General features: G+C 69.9%; 22 protein-coding genes. 12 read left to right on the forward strand and 10 right to left on the reverse strand.

The genetic code is table 11. The features are described 5' to 3' along the window. Positions 1 to 98: 98 nt before the first annotated feature. The 4 genes from EV382_RS14970 to EV382_RS14985 are packed head-to-tail and all read right to left on the reverse strand — an operon-like array spanning position 99 to position 4,414. Positions 99 to 1,307, reverse strand: coding sequence for an ABC transporter ATP-binding protein (locus EV382_RS14970; protein WP_130402447.1), 1,209 nt, complete (start codon positions 1,305 to 1,307; stop codon positions 99 to 101). 11 nt (positions 1,308 to 1,318) lie between these two features. Next, positions 1,319 to 2,155, reverse strand: coding sequence for a carbohydrate ABC transporter permease (locus tag EV382_RS14975; protein ID WP_130402449.1), 837 nt, complete (start codon positions 2,153 to 2,155; stop codon positions 1,319 to 1,321). A 1-nt stretch (position 2,156) separates the two neighbouring features. Further along, entirely contained in the window at positions 2,157 to 3,131 is a 975-nt protein-coding gene (locus tag EV382_RS14980; protein ID WP_244236702.1) for a carbohydrate ABC transporter permease, read from the reverse strand. After that, positions 3,128 to 4,414, reverse strand: a complete 1,287-nt coding sequence (locus EV382_RS14985; RefSeq protein ID WP_130402451.1) for an ABC transporter substrate-binding protein — start codon at positions 4,412 to 4,414, stop codon at positions 3,128 to 3,130. Before EV382_RS14985 ends, EV382_RS14980 begins: the two co-directional genes overlap by 4 nt. A 232-nt stretch (positions 4,415 to 4,646) precedes the next feature. On the opposite strand from EV382_RS14985, the gene EV382_RS14990 reads away from it, so the two are divergent. The 5 genes from EV382_RS14990 (at position 4,647) to EV382_RS15010 (ending at position 7,844) form a co-directional block, all read left to right on the forward strand. Further along, the gene (locus EV382_RS14990; protein ID WP_130402453.1) at positions 4,647 to 4,970 is read left to right on the forward strand and encodes a hypothetical protein; all 324 of its coding nucleotides are present in this window, start codon (positions 4,647 to 4,649) and stop codon (positions 4,968 to 4,970) included. After that, positions 4,967 to 5,365 (forward strand): hypothetical protein, encoded by a 399-nt coding sequence (locus tag EV382_RS14995; protein WP_130402455.1) that lies wholly within the window; start codon positions 4,967 to 4,969, stop codon positions 5,363 to 5,365. Before EV382_RS14990 ends, EV382_RS14995 begins: the two co-directional genes overlap by 4 nt. A gap of 169 nt (positions 5,366 to 5,534) precedes the next feature. After that, complete coding sequence (locus EV382_RS15000) at positions 5,535 to 6,443, forward strand: DUF1963 domain-containing protein (RefSeq protein ID WP_130402457.1); 909 nt, start codon at positions 5,535 to 5,537, stop codon at positions 6,441 to 6,443. A 424-nt stretch (positions 6,444 to 6,867) separates the two neighbouring features. After that, on the forward strand, positions 6,868 to 7,668 hold the full coding sequence (locus tag EV382_RS15005) for a helix-turn-helix domain-containing protein (protein ID WP_130402459.1): 801 nt from the start codon (positions 6,868 to 6,870) through the stop codon (positions 7,666 to 7,668). After that, positions 7,656 to 7,844, forward strand: a complete 189-nt coding sequence (locus EV382_RS15010) for a DUF397 domain-containing protein (RefSeq protein WP_130402461.1) — start codon at positions 7,656 to 7,658, stop codon at positions 7,842 to 7,844. The genes EV382_RS15005 and EV382_RS15010 overlap by 13 nt, the downstream gene beginning before the upstream one ends. Before the next feature lie 80 nt (positions 7,845 to 7,924). Here EV382_RS15010 and EV382_RS15015 read toward each other — a convergent pair whose 3' ends face one another. After that, positions 7,925 to 8,998 (reverse strand): hypothetical protein, encoded by a 1,074-nt coding sequence (locus tag EV382_RS15015; RefSeq protein WP_130402463.1) that lies wholly within the window; start codon positions 8,996 to 8,998, stop codon positions 7,925 to 7,927. Beyond that, entirely contained in the window at positions 8,995 to 9,336 is a 342-nt protein-coding gene (locus EV382_RS15020) for a PadR family transcriptional regulator (RefSeq protein ID WP_130402465.1), read from the reverse strand. The genes EV382_RS15015 and EV382_RS15020 overlap by 4 nt, the downstream gene beginning before the upstream one ends. 110 nt (positions 9,337 to 9,446) lie before the next feature. Between EV382_RS15020 and EV382_RS15025 the strand changes: the two genes are divergently transcribed. The 3 genes from EV382_RS15025 to EV382_RS15035 all read left to right on the forward strand — a co-directional run bounded on the left by EV382_RS15025 (position 9,447) and on the right by EV382_RS15035 (position 11,088). Beyond that, positions 9,447 to 10,148, forward strand: coding sequence for a VOC family protein (locus EV382_RS15025; RefSeq protein ID WP_130402467.1), 702 nt, complete (start codon positions 9,447 to 9,449; stop codon positions 10,146 to 10,148). Positions 10,149 to 10,333: 185 nt separating this feature from the next. After that, positions 10,334 to 10,765, forward strand: coding sequence for a RusA family crossover junction endodeoxyribonuclease (locus EV382_RS15030; RefSeq protein WP_130402469.1), 432 nt, complete (start codon positions 10,334 to 10,336; stop codon positions 10,763 to 10,765). 47 nt (positions 10,766 to 10,812) lie between these two features. After that, complete coding sequence (locus EV382_RS15035; protein WP_130402471.1) at positions 10,813 to 11,088, forward strand: hypothetical protein; 276 nt, start codon at positions 10,813 to 10,815, stop codon at positions 11,086 to 11,088. Positions 11,089 to 11,467: 379 nt separating this feature from the next. Here the strand turns inward: EV382_RS15035 and EV382_RS15040 are convergent, their stop codons facing one another. Further along, a complete protein-coding gene (locus tag EV382_RS15040) occupies positions 11,468 to 12,178 on the reverse strand; it encodes an HAD family hydrolase (RefSeq protein WP_130402473.1) in 711 nt (236 codons plus the stop codon). A gap of 96 nt (positions 12,179 to 12,274) precedes the next feature. Then, complete coding sequence (locus EV382_RS15045) at positions 12,275 to 12,853, reverse strand: TetR/AcrR family transcriptional regulator (RefSeq protein ID WP_244236703.1); 579 nt, start codon at positions 12,851 to 12,853, stop codon at positions 12,275 to 12,277. A gap of 121 nt (positions 12,854 to 12,974) precedes the next feature. Here EV382_RS15045 and EV382_RS15050 point away from each other — a divergent pair, with 121 nt between their 5' ends. Beyond that, positions 12,975 to 14,177 carry a low temperature requirement protein A gene (locus tag EV382_RS15050; protein ID WP_130402477.1) on the forward strand — a complete coding sequence of 401 codons (1,203 nt, stop codon included), beginning with the start codon at positions 12,975 to 12,977 and terminating at the stop codon, positions 14,175 to 14,177. Positions 14,178 to 14,212: 35 nt separating this feature from the next. Here the strand turns inward: EV382_RS15050 and EV382_RS15055 are convergent, their stop codons facing one another. Continuing rightward, positions 14,213 to 15,127 (reverse strand): RNA polymerase sigma-70 factor, encoded by a 915-nt coding sequence (locus EV382_RS15055; RefSeq protein WP_130402479.1) that lies wholly within the window; start codon positions 15,125 to 15,127, stop codon positions 14,213 to 14,215. Positions 15,128 to 15,291: 164 nt separating this feature from the next. Between EV382_RS15055 and EV382_RS15060 the strand changes: the two genes are divergently transcribed. Next, positions 15,292 to 15,675, forward strand: a complete 384-nt coding sequence (locus EV382_RS15060; protein WP_130402481.1) for a DoxX family protein — start codon at positions 15,292 to 15,294, stop codon at positions 15,673 to 15,675. Between the two features lie 116 nt (positions 15,676 to 15,791). Further along, positions 15,792 to 16,682 carry a hypothetical protein gene (locus EV382_RS15065; RefSeq protein ID WP_130402483.1) on the forward strand — a complete coding sequence of 297 codons (891 nt, stop codon included), beginning with the start codon at positions 15,792 to 15,794 and terminating at the stop codon, positions 16,680 to 16,682. A 73-nt stretch (positions 16,683 to 16,755) separates the two neighbouring features. On the opposite strand, the gene EV382_RS15070 is transcribed toward EV382_RS15065, so the two are convergent. After that, positions 16,756 to 19,464, reverse strand: coding sequence for an MGH1-like glycoside hydrolase domain-containing protein (locus EV382_RS15070; RefSeq protein WP_130402486.1), 2,709 nt, complete (start codon positions 19,462 to 19,464; stop codon positions 16,756 to 16,758). Between the two features lie 42 nt (positions 19,465 to 19,506). Between EV382_RS15070 and EV382_RS15075 the strand changes: the two genes are divergently transcribed. Continuing rightward, positions 19,507 to 21,450, forward strand: coding sequence for an amylo-alpha-1,6-glucosidase (locus EV382_RS15075; protein ID WP_130402488.1), 1,944 nt, complete (start codon positions 19,507 to 19,509; stop codon positions 21,448 to 21,450). Positions 21,451 to 21,560 lie beyond the last annotated feature (110 nt).

Genomic DNA, 21,560 nt, shown 5'->3' on the forward strand with positions numbered 1-21,560 from the left:
CGACGCGACCTGCGACCACCTTGCCACGACCGGACACACCGTGCAGGGCACGACGAGGGCCGGCGGGCGAACCCGCCGGCCCCACGGTGGACGGTGTGTCAGTCGGCGAGCGCCCCGGCGGCCCGACCCTCGTGCAGGGTGAGGTTGCGGCCGTTGGACGGGTCGAACAGGTGGATCTTCTCCAGGTTGAACCAGACCCGCCGCGTCTGCCCCTCGGCGACCGGGGACTCGGCGGACAGCCGGGTCACCAGGTTGCCGCCGGCACCGGCGAAGTCGGCGGCGCCCGCGTCGGCGGCCAGCTCCTCCAACTCGGCCGCGCTGGCCTTCTCGCCCTCGACGGTGAAGTAGACGTACTTGTCCGAGCCCATCGACTCGACGATGTCCACCGGCGCCTCGAACTCCATGCCCCGCCGACGGGTGTCGTCGTCGACCAGTTCGGCGTCCTCGAAGTGCTCGGGCCGGATGCCGAGGATCAGCTCGCGGGGCGCGTCCGCGGCCTCCAGCTCCCGGCGAACCCGGTCACCGAGCGGCACCTGACCCAGTGCGGTGTGCAGCTCGCCGTCCTGCACGGCGGCGTGCAGGAAGTTCATCGACGGGGAGCCGATGAACCCGGCCACGAAGAGGTTGCGCGGGTGGTCGTACAGCTCCTGCGGCGGCCCGACCTGCTGCACCGCACCCCCGCGCATGATCACCACGCGGTCGCCGAGGGTCATCGCCTCGGTCTGGTCGTGGGTCACGTAGACGGTGGTGGTGCCGAGCTGCTTTTGCAGGCGGGACACCACAGTGCGCATCTGCACCCGCAGCTTGGCGTCGAGGTTGGACAACGGCTCGTCCATCAGGAACGCCTTCGGCTGGCGGACGATCGCCCGGCCCATCGCCACCCGCTGACGCTGACCACCGGAGAGGTTGGCCGGCTTACGGTCCAGCAGCGAGGTCAGCTCCAGCACCTTCGCCGCCTCGTCGACCTTACGGTCGATGGTCTCCTTGTCGAGCTTGGCCAGGCGCAGCGGGAACGCCATGTTCTCCCGCACCGTCATGTTCGGGTACAGCGCGTACGACTGGAACACCATGGCGATGTCCCGGTCGCGGGGCGCCTTGTCGTTGACCCGCTGCCCGGCGATGCGCAGCTCACCGGAGCTGATGTCCTCCAGCCCGGCGATCATGTTCAGGGTGGTGGACTTACCACAGCCCGAGGGCCCGACCAGGATGACGAATTCGCCGTCGGCGATCTCCAGGTCGACGTCCTGCACGGCGACGGTCCCGTCCGGGAAGCTCTTGCTCACCTTGTCCAGCACGATGTCAGCCATGACTTACTCACCTATCCCTTGACTGCGCCGGAGGTCAGACCGGACACGATGCGACGCTGGAAGAAGAGAACGAACAGGATGATCGGAACAGTGATCACCACGGCGGCGGCGCAGATCGCCCCGGTGGGGTCCTCGAACTGCGACGCGCCGGTGAAGAACGACAACGCGGCCGGCACCGTACGGGACCGCTCGGTGGAGGTCAGCGAGATGGCGAACAGGAAGTCGTTCCAGCAGAAGATGAAGACCAGAATCGCCGTGGTGAACAACCCGGGCGCGGCCAGTGGCGCGATGACCCGCCGGAACGCCTGCCCCTGGGTGGCGCCGTCCATCTTCGCGGCCTTCTCCAGGTCCCAGGGGATCTGCTTGAAGAACGCCGACAGCGTGTAGATCGCCAGCGGCAACGCGAAGGTGATGTACGGCAGGATCAGCCCCGGCCAGGTGTCGAAGATCTTGAGCTGACGCTCGATCTCGAACAGCGGCGACACCAGTGACACCTGCGGGAACATCGCGATCAGCAGCGAGACGCCGACCAGGAGCTTCTTGCCGGGGAAGTCCAACCGGCTGATCGCGTACGCGGCCATCGCGCCGAGCACGACAGCGATGAGCGTGGCGATCAGCGCGATGCCGATCGAGTTGATCAACGCCCGGACGAACTGGTCGGTGTCGAAGATGGTCCGGTAGTTGTCCAGCGTCCACTCCCGGGGGATGAAGTTCCCGTCGGTGAGGGTGGCCGGCGTCTTGAACGACAACGATGCGATCCACAACACCGGGACCAGCGCGAAGACGACCACGAGGACGTCGAGCAGACCCCAGCGCAGCTTTGCCCTGCCAGTGGTTTCGACAGCCATGTCAGCGCCTCTCCCCGTCGTCGCTGCCGGGGGCAGCGGTGCCGAACAGCTTCACGAAGACGAAGGCGATGATCGCCACGGTGATGAAGATCAGCACCGACATCGTCGAGCCGATGCCGAGGTTGAGACCCCGGATCAGGTTGTTGTAGGCGAGCATCGACACCGATGACGTCTCGTTGCCGCCGGCGGTCAACACGAAGATGTTGTCGAAGACCCGGAACGCGTCCAGGGTGCGGAACAGCAACGCGACCAGGATCGCCGGCTTCATCACCGGCAGCATCACCTTGGTGAACTTCTGCCAGGCGGTCGCGCCGTCGGTGGAGGCCGCCTTGAGCAGGTCCTCCGGCACCAGCGCCAGCCCCGCCATCAGCAGCAGCGCCATGAACGGGGTGGTCTTCCAGATCTCCGCCAGCATGATGATCGCCAGGGAACTGGCCCGTTCGGTCAGCGGCGCGCCGTCGCTGAACAGGTCGGCCAGGTAGCCGGTGCCCGGCGTCCAGGCGTACCGCCAGGAGAACGCCGCGACCACGGTGACGATCCCGTACGGGATGAGCGCCGAGGTGCGGACCAGGCCGCGCCCGACCAGGGTGCGGTGCATGATGATCGCCAGACCCATGCCGAGCACCAGCTCGACGGCCACGGTGACCACCGTGATCAGCATGGTCACCCCGAACGCGGTCCACCAGAACTCGTTGGTGAGCACGGTGACGTAGTTCTCCAACCCGATGAACTCACGCTGGTCGGGGAAGCGCAGGTCGAAGCGCTGCAACGACAGCCAGACCGAGTAGATGATCGGGTACGCCGTCACCGCGATCATGACCAGCGCGGCCGGCGCGCAGAGCAGCAGGCCGAGCTTGCGTTCGGCCTTCTTGTTCTCACTCAGCGGCGGCTTATGACGGCCGGCGCGCTGGGTGGGCACGGTGGCACGGTGACCGTCGGTCTGCTGCGACGGTTCCGTGGTGGCGGGCCGGGTCATGGCAGGACCCCCTTCGACTGGAGGGCGTCGGCGATCGCGCCGCGCAGTTCGTCGGCGGTCTGCTGCGGACGGATCCCGGACGGCGGCGACAGGATCGCCGACATGACCGTGGAGATGCTCTGGTAGGCCGGCGTCAGGGGACGGGTTGCCGGTTCCTTCAGCTCCTCCAGGATGGTGTCCTTCATCGGGTACGCCTCGGTCATCTCCGGGTCGTCGAAGACGGCCTCGATGGTCGGCGGCACGCCGTCGTTGATGGCGGAGAACTTCTGGTGCTCGGCGCTACGCAGGCACCGGGCCGCCTCGAAGGACAGCTCCGGGTGCTTGGAGTAGGAGCTGACCGCCAGGTTGACCCCGCCGATGGTGACCTTGCTGGGGGTGCCCTCGTCGATGCCGGGGATCCGGGCCCAGCCGACCTGCTTGGCCAGGTCCGGGTTGGCCTCCTGGAGGGCCGGGTAGACGAACGGCCAGTTCACCTGGAACGCGCCCGCACCGGACTGGAACTCCAACCGGACCGGGTCCTCGGTGGCGTTGCTGAACGACGGCGAGGTCACGCCCGACGTGGCGAACTTCTTCAGCTGCTCCAACGCCCGGACCGTGCCGTCGTCCATCACGGCCTTGGTGCCGTCGTCGTTGAGGATCTTTCCGCCGGCGCTCTCGGCCAGGGTGTTGTAGAGGACGACCAGACCCTCGTACTGGGCGCCCATGGTGAGCACCTGGTACGGCTTGCCCTGCTCCTTGAGCTGCTGGGCCGCGCTGATCATCTGGTCCCAGGTTGTCGGGGGCTGCGGCACCAGGTCCTTGCGGTACCAGAGCAGTTGGACGTTGGTGTTCTTCGGCGCCGCGTACAGCTTGTCCTCGTACCGGGCGGTGTCCAACGGCCCGGCGAGGGTGCCCTGCTCGACCTCGGCCTTGTCCTGGCCGGTCCACTCCCGGATCCAGTCGGCGCTGGCGAACTCCTGGGTCCAGGTGACGTCCAGGCCGAGCACGTCCATGCCGGTGTCCTCGGCGGCGAGCCGGCGCACCATCTGCACCCGCTGGTCGTCGGCCTGCCGGGGCAGCACCCGGTAGGCGATCTTGTACTTACCCTGGGCCTGCGCGTTGCAGTCGTCGACGACCTTCTGCAGGTTCTGCTCGGGCGGGTAGTACAGGTTGATCGTCGGTGGACCGCCGGCATCGCCCGCGCCGCACGCGGCCAGCGGTGCGACGAGTGCGAGCGCGGCTGCCGCCGCCCCCAGCCGCACCACCGGCCGGCGTCGGTGTCGAGCCGTTTCGGGGTCTGTCATCGCCCTCCCCCTCTCTTCGGCGAAGACCGGGGAGGGGCATCCGCGCCCCGGCGCACGGCGAGCCGATTCCGAGCCGGTGAGCTGCGGAAACCCCGGCCCGGACGCTCTGTAGCGGCTACACTGCCCCACCCGTGAAGCCGCGAAACCTGGCTGTCACATCGGTGGTGGTCGCGGAGATCGCCATGGTCCTGGTCGCGCTCGCGGCGGAGTATGACAGGTGTAAGCTGCGCGTATGACAGAGCCTCAGCGCCGCTTCACGATTTCCGTTCCCCCGGACGTGAGTCAGATCCTGGAGAGCCAGGGCAACCGCATGGCCAGTGCCTACGTCACCGAGTCGGTGCGTCGGCGCAAGCGGGTGGAGCAGCACAAGGAGTTGTTGCTCGCCGCTGGCATCCACGTCAGCGAGCAGGGTGTGGCCGAGGCGCGGGCCCGTCGCCTGGGCGTGGAAGCTGAGTGGTCCGCAGAGCGGTTCGAGGCCGAGCGCGCCAAGATCCGCGCGGCCATGGAGTCGGAGTTGAACGGCGACGACGCCGCGCCCCACGCTGACGCCGCATGACCTCGGCGACGACACCACCGGTCCGGCTGATCCTGGACCGGTCAGCTCTGCTGGGATACGCCGTCCTCCGCACGGTGCACGTGGGCGAGCCCGTCCACGAGGTGATTGAGGACGGGGTGCGGTTCGGGGTGCCGGTGGTGGCAGCGACCGAAGCGTTGACCATGGCGACCGGAAAGGACCTGGCGCTGCTGCACAAGCTGCTGGCCCTGACCTCCTGCGCGCTGCTGCCCGAGCGGGCGGAGGACCTGCCGGAGCTGACCTTCTGGCAGCGCAGGACCCGCCGTTTCGACCTGGCCGCGGCAGCCGTGGCAGGCCTGACCCACGACGCCGCAGTGCTCACCGGCGAGGGGCCCGGATACTCCGACGGGGTGCCACTGATCCACTTTCCGGGATGAACGTCGGCGGGCCGAGCGTCAGCCCCGAGCCCTGACCCAGGAGAGGAAGCGCTCGGTCATCCGGGCCGGCGGGTGGTCCGGGTGGGCGGCGGCAGCGACGCCGATGACAGCGTGTGCGGCCGTGGGGCACCCGGTCGCCGGTCGGACCCTCGTGGCAGCATGGTGCGCCATGGATCATCAGGGGCAGCTTCGTCGTGCAGCGCTCGCATCGGGCATCCCGGACGACGAGGTCAGCCGGTTCCTCCAGCACCTCCGTTTGTCGATCCGGTTGAGCGCAGGGTCCAGCGGTGTTCCGGTCGGGCAGTTCGGTGGGTTGCCCCGGCTGCCGGTGGGCATGGACTGGCCGTCCGACGGGGTCAGCCCGTTGCCGTTCATCTTCTCGGTCGACTGCGCGGCGCTGCCGAGAGTCGATGGCTTCGGCCTGCCGGCGGACGGCTCGCTGGTGTTCTTCCTGGACCATGAGCAGGCCGCCGCCACCGGTGAGCAGAGGTACGGGCGAGTCGTGTATGTGCCGGTCGGCACCGATACCGAAGTGGCGGCAGGCCCCACCGACCACCCGTCCGTCGACAAGCAGTACGACGTCGTCGCCACGCTGCGCGCGGAGTTCCCCGACTGGTTCGGGGCGGACGACGAGGACGAGGAGGACGACGAGGACGACGAGGACGACGAGGACGACGACCTGTCGCCCTTCCAGCAGCAGTTGGCCCGTGACCTTGAGCGTGACCTGCCGCACCTGGACGAACTCCGTGCTCTGGCCAGGGACCTCTGGCCGCCTGACAGCGGATACGCCAGCGCGTATCTCGGCGGGTACGCCGACGCGGAGGTGATCAAGAGTTTCGCGGAGCAGACTCTCGCGTGGCGCGAGAAGACCGGCGAGATCGTCATCCCGGTCGCGACATGGTATTCGCAGGTGGAGAGGGAGACGCACCGGCTGACGAGTGAGTGGGTGTCGCTCGCCCACTTCCCGGTGGAAAACGAGCACTACTACCGGAGTGACGCGAGTTTCGTGATCCGTCACGACGACCTGGCCGCTGGTCGGCTGGACGAGGCGCTTTCCATGGCTGAGTTGATCCCATAGAACGCCGGCGGCACCCTGGACGCAGCCACCCGGCCGATTGCGGGGAGCGTCAGCCGCGGGCTCTCGCCCAGGAGAGGAAGCGCTCGGTCATCCGGGCCGGCGGGTGGTCCGGGTGGAGTTGGGTGATGGGGACGTGTGGGACGGGCGGCCGGACCACCACCATCACCGCCACCACACCAACGAGCTCGGCACATCGTCCTCCTGACGGCGGATGAAGGGGCCGCTCCCGCAAGGGGGAGACGGGAGCGACCCCGGAGGCAGAGCCCGCCGCCACTCCGGCCACCAGCGGACCCGCCATTGGTGACAGTGTGGTGATGAGGCGACTACCGTCGATACGTGCTCGCGTCATCCGTGCAGCTCAGCGGTCCAGGTGAGCACCCATGAGGGACGCGCCGAGCCACAGTGAGCGAAGGTTGGGGAATCGATGGGGACAGTCACCGACTACGTGCTGGACGAGCTGCGCCTGTTCCGGGCCGATACGGGGCTCAGCCAGGAGGATTTCGGCCGGGGCATCGGTTATTCGGGCTCACACGTCAGCTCGGTGGAGACCGGCGGGCGACCGCCCACGAAGGAGTACATGCGGGCGGTCGACACCCACCATCAGACCGGCGGGCGTTTCCTGCGCATGCTGGACGGGTTGGCCCGGCTCGACGCCGAGCCGGCCTGGCTGCGCGAGTGGATCGAGTTCGAGCGGGAGGCGACCACGCTGCGCTGGTTCGAATTGGCGTACGTGCCGGGCCTGCTCCAGACCGAGCGGTACGCCCGCGCCACGCTGGCCGGCGGCCGGTTCGACGCCGAGGACGTGGACCGGATCGTCGCCTCCCGAATGGAGCGGCAGGCGATCCTGCACCGCCCGCGCCCACCGCAGCTCATCGCCGTGCTGGACGAGGCGGTGCTGCGCCGGCCGGTGCTCGACCAGCCGGGCCTCATGGTCGAGCAGTGCGAACACCTGGCCCAGTTGGCGGCGGCGGAGCATATCCAGGTGCACATCGTCCCGGTCGATGCTGGGATGTATCTGGGGCTGGCCGGTCAGTTCATCATCGCCGAAATGCCGGACGGCGAGCGGGTGGCTCACGCCGACAACCAGCTCAACGCACAGTTCGTCGACGCGTCGACCGACGTCGCTAAGCTGGCGAAGACGTGGGAGATCGTGCGGAACGAGGCGCTCCCCCGCCGGCAGTCAACCGAGCTGATCAAGGAAGTGGCGAAGTCATGGGCACACTGACCCCCCAGTGGCGCAAGTCGACCCGGTCCGGCGGCAACGGCGGCTCCTGCGTCGAGGTCGCCGACAACCTGCCGAGCGTGGTGCTGGTGCGCGACACCAAGGACCGCGACGGCGGCACCCTGCACGTCGACCCGACGGCCTGGAAGGCGTTCGTCGAGTACGCCAAGCAGCACTGACAGCCGTGCAGAAGGCCCCCGGGTCGGGCCTTCTGCACGGACGGGCCCGGCCCAGCAGTTGGACACCGACGGTCGCGGTCTCAGCCCGCCACCGCCGCTTCCCGCGGCTGGGGCTGCGCCCCCGGACGGGCGAGCAGAACCGCGGCGCCCGCGAGCACAGCCCCGGCGATGGTCAGGGCGAGAATCTGCCAGGTCGGCCCGAACGGGTAGTAGCTGCCGGGCGTGAACGCGCTGTGCACGGTGAAGACCGGGCCGACGTCACCGTGATGGTGGAACGCGCGCATCACGTTGCCGTACAGGGCTGCTGCCGGTAGGGCGAGTGCGATCAGTGCGACGGCCCAGAGTGCGGCGGAGTTGCGCCGCCGTTCGGCCTGCGCCCCCACGATCCGATATGCCAGGGCCGCGGCGATCAGCCATCCGGCGACAAGTCCGATCACGATGCCCAGCACGATCAGTGGCAGAAACAGGGGCTGGCTCTGCGCCCAACCGTTGACATGGACCGCACCGTGCTCGGCGGTGAGGAAGCCCCGCACCTGGACTACCAGCCCGTCCGATGTGGCGCTGAACATCGAGTTTCGCATCGGGAGGTCGGCGAGGGATCTGGTCTCCGGGTCGAAGGCGGCCGCCCGCCCGCCAAGCGGTGCGATGTCGGAGACCGACCACCCTTCAGCGGCGAACCGCTGCCGAGCCTGCTCCACACTCCAGTTGCCATCGACCTCAGTCACCGTCGAGATCGACTCCTCCAGCCACGGCGACGGACTGCGCAGGAGGACAGGATCGCCGGCGGCACCGCTGGCCTGCTGGGCCAGGCGGGCGGCCGCTGCGTCGTCGGGTAGGTCGGTGAACGTCTGCGCACCCGCCCACGACCCGGCGGCCCCGCCGAACGCACCGAGTGTCAGGGCCAGGAGGACCGCCGCGATCACCGCGAGGGGGCGGTGCGCGGGGAGGCGGAGCCGCTGTCGGAGGCCGCTGCCGAGCAGGTGCAGGGCCTCACCGGGGCGGGGGCGACGCTGCCCGGGCGCCGCCATGTCGAGGAGCATGGTGATCATCTCGGGGCCGTACCGCCGCCGGTGCCGGCCCGGGTACGCCAGCAGCAGCGTGCGGTAGTGGCGTTCGAGACTGCGGTCGTCGTTCGACCAGACGGAGGCGGTCACGCGGTCACCGTCCCGAAACTCAGGGCATCACCGAGGCGCCTGCTCAGCTGGGTGTCGGCCGCCGCGGCATGCCGATGCAGTCGCTCGGCCTGGGCTTGCAGGGCCGCTGCTCCCGCGTTGTTGAGCCGGTAGTAGCGACGCAGCCGCCCGTCGACGGCCTCTTCCCGGTCAACCTCGATCAGGCGTTGCTCGACCAGGCGGTCGAGTGCGCCGTAGAGAGTGCCGGGCCGCAGCTTCACGTCGCCCGCTGACAGCTCCTGCACCGACTGGAGGATCCCGTAGCCGTGTAACGGCTGCGCCGCCAGGGCGGTGAGGATGAGAAAGGTGGATTCATGCATGAGCCGATACTACGTGCGGCGTTATATAACGTCCAGGACACCATGTGGTGTCGCGCCGTTCCGGGGCCGTCCGAACGGACATGCCTCGCTCGACCAGGCATGCTGGGACGGTGATCGCACGCTTCAAGGACCTCTGCCTCGATGCCGCCGACCCGATCGCGCTCGGCGGCTTCTGGGCCCGTTTGCTCGACGCCGACATGGCCGACGCCGGTGACGGCGACACCCGGGTCGACCCCCGCGACGCCCGCTCACCAGCCGAGTCGATCTGGGTGAACAAGGTGCCGGAGCCGCGGGTCGGGCGGACCCGCGTACACCTGGATCTGCGGTTGGCCGACTCGGACCCGGCGGCGCTGCTCGCGCAGGGCGCCCAACTGGTTCGCGAGCCGGACAACGACGGCCGGTGGGTGCTGGCCGACCCGGAGGGCAACGAGTTCTGCGCGCTCGCGCCCGACGCGGACAGCCGCCCGGGCCCGTTCCAACTGGTGGTGGACGCGCTCGACCCGGCCGCCCAGGCGACCTGGTGGGCCGGCGCGCTCGGCGGCACCGTCGAGCACGGACCGACGGACACCGCGGTGCTCGGGGCCGCCGGCCTGCCCTGGGAGCGCTGGCTCTTCGACGGGGTACGCGAGCCCAAGACAGTCAAGAACCGCCTGCACTGGGACGTCGAATTGACCGACCCGGAGCCGATGGCGCTGATCGCGGCCGGCGCGACGCTGCTGCGGGAGCCGCTCGACGACGCGCACTGGTGGTGGGTGCTGGCCGACCCCGAGGGCAACGAGTTCTGCGCCTTCGCCCCACGCCCCACCGGGTGAACGACCGACTACCCAGCTCGGACATCGTCGGCTAGCGTTTTCCTAGCGCCGCCGCCGGCGCGTTCGCCGCCGCCGTCGACACGCCTCCGGCCGACCCACGCCTGCCCGATCGGTTGGTAATCGCGGGAATGTCCCACCACCGCTCCCCCGGTTCGGCAGGATCGTCCCAACGAGGAGGTGCCGTCGTGCAGGACACCCGCGCTCTCGCCCTGACATTCGAGGTGAGCGGCCTGCCACCGGTCAAGACCGAAGCGTTGTCCATCTTCGCCGCCGGGCATCGGCAGGCGACGAGGGTCCGCACCCTGCTCCAGGCCGCGCTCGTCGCGGCCCAGCGCACCGGCTGGACGCCGTTGCCCGGGCCGATCGAGGTGGACCTGGTGCTGCGCTGCCCGCCCGGGCACCGTACGTCCGACGCCAGCACCCTGCTCGGCGGAGTCTGTGCGGTGTTGCAGGACAAGAAGCGGGTGTCGACCATCGGCCTCGCCCACCTCGGCGTCCTGGTGGACGTCGCCCTCTACGACGACGACCGGCAGATCCGCCGGTTGTCGTACCACGAGGAGCCGGCCGAGGACTTCTCGTACCAGGTGCGGGTCGCCGCCGTACCGACCGGGGTTTGACCGACGTCCGCGGTGGGGTATCGCGGACGCCGACGAAGGGAGCACCGATGTCGGAGCCACATGTCACGCTCGACCCCCGCGGGCTCGACCCCGTGCAGCAGAAGCTGCGCGGGCCGCTGGAAGAGCAGCTGACGTCGGCGCTTCAGGCGGCCACCGACCGGGTCCGCGCCGGCTACGCCGGCGAACCGGTCGAGCAGGTCTGCCAGCGGCTGTTGGAGGAGACCCGCTCCGGGTTGCATCCCGACATCGCGGCCGGGTTCAACCCCGACATGGACGAGTTCTGCCGGGTGGCGGTGGCCATCGTCCGACGCGAGGCCAGCTGAGCACGATCCGCGGTGACAGCGCCGGGTCAGGACCGGGTCCGCAACTACCCGGCCCTGACCCTCGGCCGTCCGGCTGGGGAGAGGACAGCTCCGGCACCCCGCCGCGCGGGCGTGACACGCCGCCACGCGCCAGAACAGGGCCGGCCCACTCCGCACTCAGCTCCTCGGTGCTCACCCACCGAACGCCGACGCGCCCCCGACTGACCCCGAAGCCGTGAGCGCCGGCCCAGGTTAGGCCGGCCCGACCAGCCGGACAAGCCACCTCGGACGGTCGACGGCAGGACTGATCCCACGGGGGAAATCAGGCATCTCGGCGTAACGCGACCATGATCGCCGACGCTGTTCGGATTCGGGACCGTCAGAAGTGCCTTCGGGACCGTCAGAAGTGCCGCAGCAGGTCACGGAACGCGGCGAGGCGCAGCACCCCGTCGTCGGTCGGGTCCAGTTCGTCGTCCTCCAGCACCCACGTGTTCGCGTTCGGGATGAACACCGCGTTCAACCCGGCCGCCCGCGCCGGCAGGATGTCGGACTTCGGAGAGTTGCCGATCATCCACGCGCCGGACGGCGCGAAGCCGTGCTCCCGCATGAGCCACCGGTACGTGTCGACGTTCTTCTCGACGACGATGTGCGCGGCCCCGAAATGGTGCAACAGGCCGCAGGCGTCCAGTTTGCGCTGCTGCTCCTCCTGGTCGCCCTTGGTGAGCAACAACAGCTCGTGCCGGCCGGCCAGCTCGTCGAGCGCGTCGGCGACCCCGGGCATCAGCTCCACCTGGTGCTCCACCAGGGCCACCGCCAGCCGGTCGATCTCCTGGCGTTCCGAGTCGGTGGCCGGCCGCTCGCGCAGCCGCTCCAGGCACTGCGCCAGGCTGCGCAGGAAGACCTTGCTGCCGTACCCGTGAGCCACCGCGTTGGCCCGCTCGATGTCGTCGAGGACGGCCCGCAACTCGGCCCGGTCCAAAGTGGGGTGGTCCAGCCAACCCAGGAAGTCGTCGATCACCCGCTCGAAGACGACGTTGTTCTCCCACAAGGTGTCGTCCGCATCGAAGATCAACACCTGCGCCTGCCGTCGAGCCGCCACGCCGACCGTCATGCCATCCCCTCCCCCGGCCCACCGTCCGGCAGGCCGAGGGACAGGGTAGGTGGCAGACACCCGGCAGAGCCCATGGTTTTCCGCCCGGCGGCGTGGTCACGGCCACCTCAGCAACCGTTGCGCGATCAACGCTTCGCGTTCCTCCTGCCCCTCAGGTCGCAGTCGGCCACCGCGGGTGAGCATCACCACGCCGTGCAGCAGGCTCCAGCCCACCTCGGCGAGGGTGTCCGGGTCCCGCCCCTCGGCCAGCGGGGTCAGCGCCGCCCGCAGCTCGGCGAAGACCGCCCGCGGCGCGGCCGGCACACCATCCGCGCCGAGGGCCAGGTCGGGGGTGAGCGCCAGCATCGCGTCATAGACCTCCGGATTCGTGTACGCGAAGTCGAGGTACGCGGCAGCAACCGCCGGCCAGACCCCCTCGGGGCTGCCGACGTTCTCCGCGTGCGCCTCGGCGAGATCGGCGGCCAGATCGGCGAAGGCGCACACCGCGACGGCGGCGATCAGCGCCTCCAGATCCGCGAAGTGCCGGTAGATGTCACCCATGTCGATCTCGGTGCGTTCGGCGAGCCGTCGGGTGGTCACCCCCGCCCACCCCTCCGTCTCGGCCAACTCTCGCGCGACCGTGACGATGAGGTCGCGTCGGTCCTGTTCAGCGGCCTTCTCGGCAGGTCCGGACACGTCCACGAGCGTAAAGGCGCACACGTGTCGTAGCTGTCGGGTGACGGATTGGTGACTCTTGTGGTTCGCCAACCTCCGCTGCGCACGTGCCACCACCGCCGGTGGCTCGTTAGGCGAGAGGATGAGAGACGAACGCGGCATGCGGCTGTTGCGCGACGACGCCACCCGCCAGCGGGCGACCTTCCTGGAACTCTTCCTCGACCTGGTCTTCGTCTTCGCCCTCACCCGGATCTCCGCGCGGCTGATCGTCGACTTCACCGAAGACCACCGCGACGTCTACGCGGGAATCGGTCAGGCTCTGCTGCTGTTCCTGGCGCTGTGGGCGGTCTGGTCGGTGACGGTCTGGTCGACCAGTTGGCTGGACCCGGACGCCCGGATCGTGCAGACCGTCATCATCATGACGTTGGTCGGTGCCATGACGATGGCCGTCGCCGTGCCCCACGCCTTCGGCGCACGGGCCTCACTCTTCGCCATCACCCTGGTGACGCTCCAGATCGGCCGAGTGGTCTACTTCCGCATCGCCGGGCACGGCCGACCGGACCCGGAACAGCCCATCCGGATCCTGTTCTGGTTCGTCCTGAGCGCACCGTTCTGGGTCGTCGGCGGCCTGGTCAACGACGGCACGGTCCGCGGGGCACTCTGGACCCTCGCCGTGCTGATCGACTACACCGGGCTGTTTCGCGGCTGGCCGACCCCCCGACTCGGCGCGCGACGACTCGGCGTGGAGACGATCGCGGCCGAGCACCTGGCCGAGCGGTACCAACAGTTCCTCCTCATCGCCCTCGGCGAGGCGATCTTCGTCATCGGGCTCGCCTTCAGCGGCAGCCAGTTCGACCCCGACCAGACGGCGGGGTTCGTGCTGGCGCTGGTGTCCACCGTCCTGCTCTGGCGGATCTACTTCCACCTGGCGGGCGGGGTGCTGGACGGGGCCCTCGACCGCTCCCGCGACGCGGCCCGGCTCGCGACCTACATGGCGTTCGCCCACATGGTCATGATCGCGGGGATCGTGCTGACCGGCGTCGGCTTCGAACTGTTCATCACCGAACCGCTCGGGCACCTCCCGGCGTCCTGGCTCACCGCGATCCTCGGCGGCCCGGCGCTCTTCCTCATCGGACGAACGGCGCTCGAATACCAGGTCTTCGCCCGGGTCTCCCGGTCCCGGGTCGGTGGCCTGCTGGCCCTCGCCCTGCTGGTGCCGGTGACGCCGCACGTCGACCCGCTCACCGCGGGCGCCGCCGTCGCCCTGGTGCTGCTCGGCGTGGCTGGCGCGGACACCCGACGCGCCCGTCGGCACCCACCGGAGACACCGTCGCCGGCGTTCTAGGGCAGGCGCTCAATGCGGGCACGATCGGGACGGCTTCAGCGGCGCAGGATGGTTTCGCGCCGCACGTGCGACAACTTCTCCGGGTTGCGCACGGCGTAGACCCCGCTGATGAGACCGTCGTCGATACGCAGCGCGACGACGGTGTCGAGTGCACCGTCGAGTCGCAGAATCAGCGCCGGGTGACCGTTGACCTCGGCGGGGTGCAGCGCCATGGTCTCGACCCGGACGTGGGTGCTGCACAGCAGGCGAGCCACCTTGTCGGCACCGATGATGGGCCGCAACACCGCCTGCTTGACCCCGCCACCATCGCCGAGGAGCACGGCATCCGGCGCGAGCACGTCGAGCAGGCCCTGCACGTTGCCGGTCTCCAGGGCCACCTGGAACGCCGTGAGCACCCGTCGGCTCTCGTCCGGCGACACCACGCCACGAGGCCGGCGCGCGGCGACGTGCGCCCGCGCCCGGTGGGCGATCTGACGGACGGTGGCCGGACTCTTGTCGACGGCCTGGGCGATCTCGTCGTAGCTGAGGTCGAACACCTCGCGCAGGACGAACACCGCCCGCTCGGTCGGCGCGAGCGTCTCCAGCACCAGCAGCATCGCCATCGAGACGCTCTCGGCGAGTTCGACGTCATCGGCGACGTCGGGTGCGGTCAGCAGCGGTTCCGGTAACCAGGAGCCGACGTACGACTCTCTGCGCCGGTTCACCGCCCGCAGCCGGTTGAGCGACAGTCGGGTGGTGATCCGCACCAGGTAGGCGCGCTGGTCGCGCACCGCCGCGAGATCCGCGTCCGCCCACCGCAGCCAGGTTTCCTGGAGTACGTCCTCCGCGTCGGCGGCCGAGCCGAGCAGCTCGTAGGCGACGGTGAAGAGCAGGTTCCGGTGCGTGACGAAGGCCTGGACGGCGTGGCCCCCACGATCGTCGGCACCCACGGTTGCGCCTCCCGCGCCCATCCGCGTCCCTCCAGTCTGGTCGCTCTCCGCCGCGTCGCCCACCAGACACCGGCCGCGCGCCCGCTGTGACAGCAGCCGCCCGTGCGCCGCGTCACACCGGACGAGCTGTCACAGCTCGCGGCCCGGCGGTGTCTCGTGATCAAACCCGAGACGAAGGGAACCTCATGAACCTGGCACTGTGGATCGCGGCCGGACTGCTGGCCGCGGTCGCTCTGACCGGCGGCATCACCAAGGCATTCGTACCCAAGGAGAAGCTGGCCGCAATCACCGGCGGAGGGTGGACCGACGCTGCCAGCGTCGGCTTCGTCAAGACTCTCGGGGTCCTTGAGCTCCTGGCCTCGGCCGGCCTCATCCTGCCCGCCGTGCTGGACATCGCACCGGTGCTGGTGCCGGTGACCGCCATCTGCTGGGTCCTGCTGATGGTCGGCGCGATGATCACTCACCTGCGCCACGACGAGGCGAAGTTCATCGGGGTGAATCTGGTCTACCTCGCGGTGGCCGCCTTCGTGGCCTGGGGTCGACTCGGACCCGAGTCCTTCCTCGGCTGACCGGAGGCCACTGCCGCAGCGGGTGGACGCACGACCGGATTTCCGCTGAACATCGACACGTTGAGATCAACTGATACCCTCCCTTTTCGCCTTACCCCTCAAGGAGAGACATCGAAGTGAAGAAACTATCGAGTGCCGCGATCGTGCTCGCGCTCTCAGTCGGAATCGCCATCGCCCCGGCGGCCGCTGCCTCCGCGGCCACAAACCGGAGCGGGGCCGTCCGGTTGAACATCCCGAACAGCAGTGCGTGCAAGGCGGGTCGCACGGTCATGCAGGGCATGGTGGCCGGGCCAAGCGCTGCGCTGTACATCGTTTTCACCAAGGCGGCCGGCGCGGAGCCTGTCCTGTCCAGGTGGACGCGCGACGGATCGGCCTGGGACAGCGCCAGCTGGGTCTGCGCCGGGGCGCCCGCCTCCATCCCCACGCTCGGCCACGGCAACGACCTCGCCTACAACGCGAACTACCTGGGCCAGGGCCCGGCCCTGATCGCCACCCAGGGCAGCCAGTCCGCGTACCTGAGCGACAAGGTGACCATCATTCGCCTGAACGCCAACGGAACTATCGGCACCACCAGCCAGGTGCAGCTGCCGATTGGCAACATCAGCGGGCTCTGCTACAGCGCGACGGCTGCCGGCGGCGCCGGCAAATATGCCGCCCGCCGGTTGGGCAGGCTGTGGACCCACCCCGGCTCCGGCGCTCTGACGAGTGGCTGGACGTTGGTGAAGAGCAACCTGACGAGCCACGACAATCGCTCCGACCAGGGCATTGACTGCTCCGAGAACTACATCTGGAACACCAAGTCCATCAACACCTCGACGCCCTCGACCGGATGGAACTGGGTCTACCAGTACAACTGGTCCGGCGGCGATGTGGAGAGCGACATCGGCATTCCCAGCAACAACCTGGTCGACGAGATCGAAGACGTCACCCACGTGGGGAGCGAATTCTTCGTCGGCATCAACCGCAACGACGGGCTCGCCGACACCGTGAAGGTGCTCATCGAATAGGTCGAGCCGACCACGTGGCCGGGGGTCGCTGGGCGTGTCGCCTGGCGACCCCCGACGCGTCGACCCGAAGAGGTCAGCGACGCAGGGTGAGGATCAGGTCGGCGACCAGGGCCGTCCAGCCGGTCTGGTGCCAGGCGCCCAGGCCGGCGCCGTTGTCGCCGTGGAAATACTCGGGGAAGGCGATCAGGTCGCGCCAGTCCGGGTGGGTCTGGAACATCTGCGCGGCACCGTAGATCGGCCGTCGACCCCAGTCGTCCTGGGTGAAGAGTGCGATGAGCCGGGCGGAGAGGTCGTCGGCGATCTCGTCGAGGGTGCGCTTCACCCCGGAGCGGGTCGGGTACTCCACCTGGAGGTCGTCACCGAAGAACGCCGCGTAGTCCCGCAGCGCGCTGATCAGCAGGAAGTTCGTCGGCATCCAGATCGGCCCGCGCCAGTTCGAGTTGCCCCCGAACAGTCCGCTGGTCGACTCGGCCGGCTCGTAGCCGACGGAGAACTCCTGCCCGCCGAGCGTGACCGAGAACGGCTTGTCCAGGTGTGCGCGCGACAGCGTACGGAGGCCGAAGTCGGAGAGGAACTCGTCGGGGTCGAGCATCCGGGCCAGCAGGCGGACCACCTGCTCCGGGCCGACCATGGACAGCAGCCGCTGCTGCCGGCCGTCCGGGCCCAGCCGGCGGGTGCCGATCACCTGGGCGTACTCCGGACGGTTGGTGAGGAACCAGCGCAGCCGGGCGCCCAGCTCCGGTAGGTGGTGCAGGGTCCGGGCCGTGAGCCGGGTGGTGGCGGCCAACGGCAGCAACCCGACGACCGAGCGGACCTTCAGCGGCACCTTCGTGCCGTCGGCGAGGCGCAGCACGTCGTAGAAGAAGGCGTCCTCGTCGTCCCACAGCCCCTGCTCGTACGCGGCGGCGGCGATGTAGGCGAAGTGTTCGAAGAACTTGGTGGCGGTGTCCACCCAGGTCCGGTCGTGCTCGGCGAGCACGATCGCCATGTCCAGCAGGTTGAGCGCGTACATGCCCATCCAGCCGGTGCCGTCGGACTGCTCCAGCACCCCGGCGACCGGCAGCGCCGCCGACCGGTCGAACGGCCCGACGTTGTCCAGCCCGAGGAAGCCGCCCTCGAAGACGTTGTTGCCGCCGGTGTCCTTGCGGTTGACCCACCAGGTGAAGTTGAGCAGCAGCTTGTGCATCACCCGGGCCAGGAACTCGTAGTCCCGGCCGCCGTCGATCTCGAACACCTTCAGCGCCGCCCAGGCGTGCACCGGCGGGTTCACATCACCGAACGCCCACTCGTACGCGGGGATCTGGCCGTTGGGGTGCAGGTACCACTCGCGCAGGAGCAGCAGGAGTTGGTCCTTGGCGAAACTCGGGTCGACCCGGGCGATGCTCACGCAGTGGAAGGCCAGGTCCCAGGCCGCGTACCACGGGTATTCCCACGGGTCGGGCATGGAGATGACGTCGAAGCTGGTCATGTGCCACCAGGCGCTGTTGCGCCCGTGCCGACGCCCGGCCGGCGGTGGCGTCGACCCCGGGTCGCCTTCCAGCCACCGCTTGACGTCGAAGTGGTAGAACTGCTTGCCCCACATCAGCCCGGCGATGGCCTGCCGGGCGACCAGCGCCTCGTCGGCGGTGGCGGCCGGCGGGATCACCCCGGCGAAGAACCGGTTCGCCTCGGCCCGTCGCGCCCACACCACCGCCTCGAAGCCGTCGCTGAGGTCGGCCGGGGGCGGCGGCGGGGCGGCCGGCGGCGACGCGGTCCGGGTGAGCCGCAGCCGGATCTGGCGCTGCCCGCCGGCCGGCACGTCGAGCACGTAGTGCAGTGCGCCCTTGGTGCCCTCCCGGGCCGGGTTGACCGTGGCCGCGCCGTCGACGACGTGGTCGTTGATGCCGTCCTTGGGATATTTCGAGCGGCCGGGCAGGCCCCAGAGCCGCTCGGCGTTGGTGTCGTTGTCGCAGAGCAGCGGCACCGGGCCGCCGTCACCCTCCAGCAGCAGTTGGCCCAACACCCGGTGCTCGCCGACGAGCCGGGTGCCCTGGCCGGTCAGCCGGGGAATCCGGTCGCCGCCCGGCAGGCCCCAGGCCCAGGTGTTGCGGAACCACAGGGTGGGCAGCACGTGCAGGGTCGCCGCCTCATCGCCCCGGTTGGCGACGGTCACCACCATGCACAGGTCGGTCGGGGACGCCTTGGCGTAGTCGACGGTCACCGCCCAGTACCGGTCGTCGTCGAAGATCCCGGTGTCCACCAGCTCGTACTCGGTGTCGTCACGGCCGCGCAACGCGTTCACCGCGACGAGTTCGTCGTACGGGAAGGCGGCCTGCGGGTAGTGGTAGCGCCAGCGCATCCAGGAGTGGGTGGGCGTGGAGTCCTCGTACCACCAGTACTCCTTGGCGTCCTCGCCGTGGTTGCCGCCGTCGCCGCCGAGGCCGAACATCCGCTCCTTGAGGATCGGGTCCTTGCCGTTCCAGAGGGCGAGGGCGAAGGCGAAGGTCTGCCGGTCGTCGCAGACGCCGGCCATCCCGTCCTCGTTCCACCGGTAGGCTCTGGACCGCGCATGGTCGTGCGGAAAGTAGTCCCAGGCCGTACCGTGCTCGCTGTAGTCCTCCCGCACCGTCCCCCACGCCCGTTCGGACAGATAGGGACCCCATGCGCGCCAGTCCTGCTCCCCCGAGTCGGCCTGGGCGAGCCGGAGCCGCTCAGCGTCGGGTGGCGAGGCGTCGGAGGACGATCCGTCAGTGATCACGTGCACATCTTTGACGTCGCCGCGGTACTTGACCACAGCGGCCATTCTCGTCGTGGCGTGTTACACCCCGCCGCCGGTGGAGGAAACTTGATCGACATTCGCTTCGGTCCGCAGATCTGCGGCGATCTGGCGAGCGCGGCCAGCCGGGAGTGGCTGGTCCCCGACGGCCTGGGCGGATACGCGATGGGCACGGTCGCCGGGCTGCGGACGCGCCGCTACCACGGTCTGCTGGTGGTCCCCGGCGAAACGCCGGCGTCCCGCCAGGTGGGACTGGTCAGCCTCGATCCGGCGGTCACCCTGCCGTCCGGCGCGCGGGTACGCCTCGGCGCGCACGAGTGGGCCTCCGGCGACGTGGACCCGCGTGGCTTCGAGTTGTTGGAGCGCTTCGACCTGGTCGACGGGCTGCCCCGGTGGCGGTGGCGGATCGGCGCGGTGGTGATCGAGCGGGAGGTGGCCATGCTGCCCGGCCGCTCCTGCGTCGCCGTGGTGCACCGGCTGATCGCCGGTGGGCCGGTCCGGCTGGAGTTGTCGGCCGCCTGCACCTGGCGCGACGCGCACGGCGAACGGCGGGCCGACGGCCCGACCCCGCAGGTCGAGGCGGTGGCCGACGGTGCGGTGGTCGAGGGCGCGTACCGGCTGGCCGGCCCGGGGTGGACACCCGAGGGGCAGTGGTGGCTGGGCGTGCACCACCGCGAGGAGGCCAACCGGGGCCTGCACCCGGACGAGGACCTCTGGTACGCGGGCCGCTTCTCCGGTGAGCTGCAACGCCCCGGCGACACGGTGTCGGTGCGGGCCTGGGCCGCGCCGCTCGACGAGGAGCCGCCGCCGGCCGAGGAGATCGTGGCGACGGCCCGGCGGCGCAACCGGCAGGTGGTGGCGACCGCGAAGCCGGCCGACGACGTGGCGGGCACCCTGGCGCTGGCCGCCGACGCGTTCGTGGTGCGCACCACCGCGGCGGCGGTGGACGTGGTCGCCGGCTACCCGTGGTTCGGGGCCTGGTCGCGGGACACGATGATCTCCTACGAGGGGTTGTTCCTCTGCACCGGACGCGCCGACGAGGGGCGCGAGCTGCTGCGGGCGTACGCGGCGACGCTGTCGGAGGGGATGCTCGCCAACACGGCCGACACCGGTCGGGTGGAGTACAACACCGTGGACGGCACGCTGTGGTTCCTGCACGCGGTGAGCCGGCACGTCACCGTCACCGGCGACACCGACCTCGGCGACGAGCTGCTGCCCGCCCTGCGCACGGTGATCGACGCCCACGTGGCCGGCACCCGGTACGGGATCCGCGTCGACCCCGCCGACGGTCTGCTCACCCAGGGTGCCGCCGGCACCGCGCTGACCTGGATGGACGCCCGGGTGTACGGGGTTCCGGTCACCCCGCGTACCGGCAAGCCGGTCGAGGTCAACGCGTTGTGGATCAACGGGCTGGCCGGGCTCGCCGAGCTGACCGAGTTGGCCGGGCAGGACGCGCACGAGCTGTGGCGACGGCACGGGCAGGCGACCGCCTCGTTCCGGGAGCGGTTCCCGGCCCCCAGCGGCTGGCTGCACGATGTGCTGGACGCGCCCGCGCCGGCGTACCCGCTCGGTGGCGCGGCCCTGCACGATGACGACGCGTTGCGGCCCAATCAGTTGCTGGCCTGGTCGCTGCCGTACGCGCCGCTGGAGCCGGACGAGGCCACGCTGCGCCGCGTCGCGGACGGGCTGCTCACCCCGCTCGGGCCGCGCAGCCTCGCCCCGGACGCCGCGGAGTTCGTGGGCCGGCACCGGGGTGGCCCGGCCGACCGGGACGGGGGCTACCACCAGGGCACGGTCTGGCCGTGGCTGCTCGGCCCGTACGTGGACGCCGCGCGCCGAGGGAAGATGTCCGTCGATGACGCATTCGTGGGCATTGAGGCCCATTTAATGGAATATGGGATAGGCTCGGTGAGCGAGACGGCCGATGGCCTCGCGCCGCACACCGCTACCGGCTGCCCGTTCCAGGCATGGTCGGTGGCCGAACTGCTGCGGGTGCGGCGAAAGAGCCAGTAGCGCTTTACACGACCGCAACGGTCGTGTCGCCGCTGGTTATCGCGATCCCGGCAGGATTGGCCCCGATCCAGACGCGACGACGGCATCGAATCCGGTGTCGGTCGGCGCGC

The sequence above is a fragment of the Micromonospora violae genome, from assembly GCF_004217135.1.
GTDB lineage: Bacteria > Actinomycetota > Actinomycetes > Mycobacteriales > Micromonosporaceae > Micromonospora > Micromonospora violae.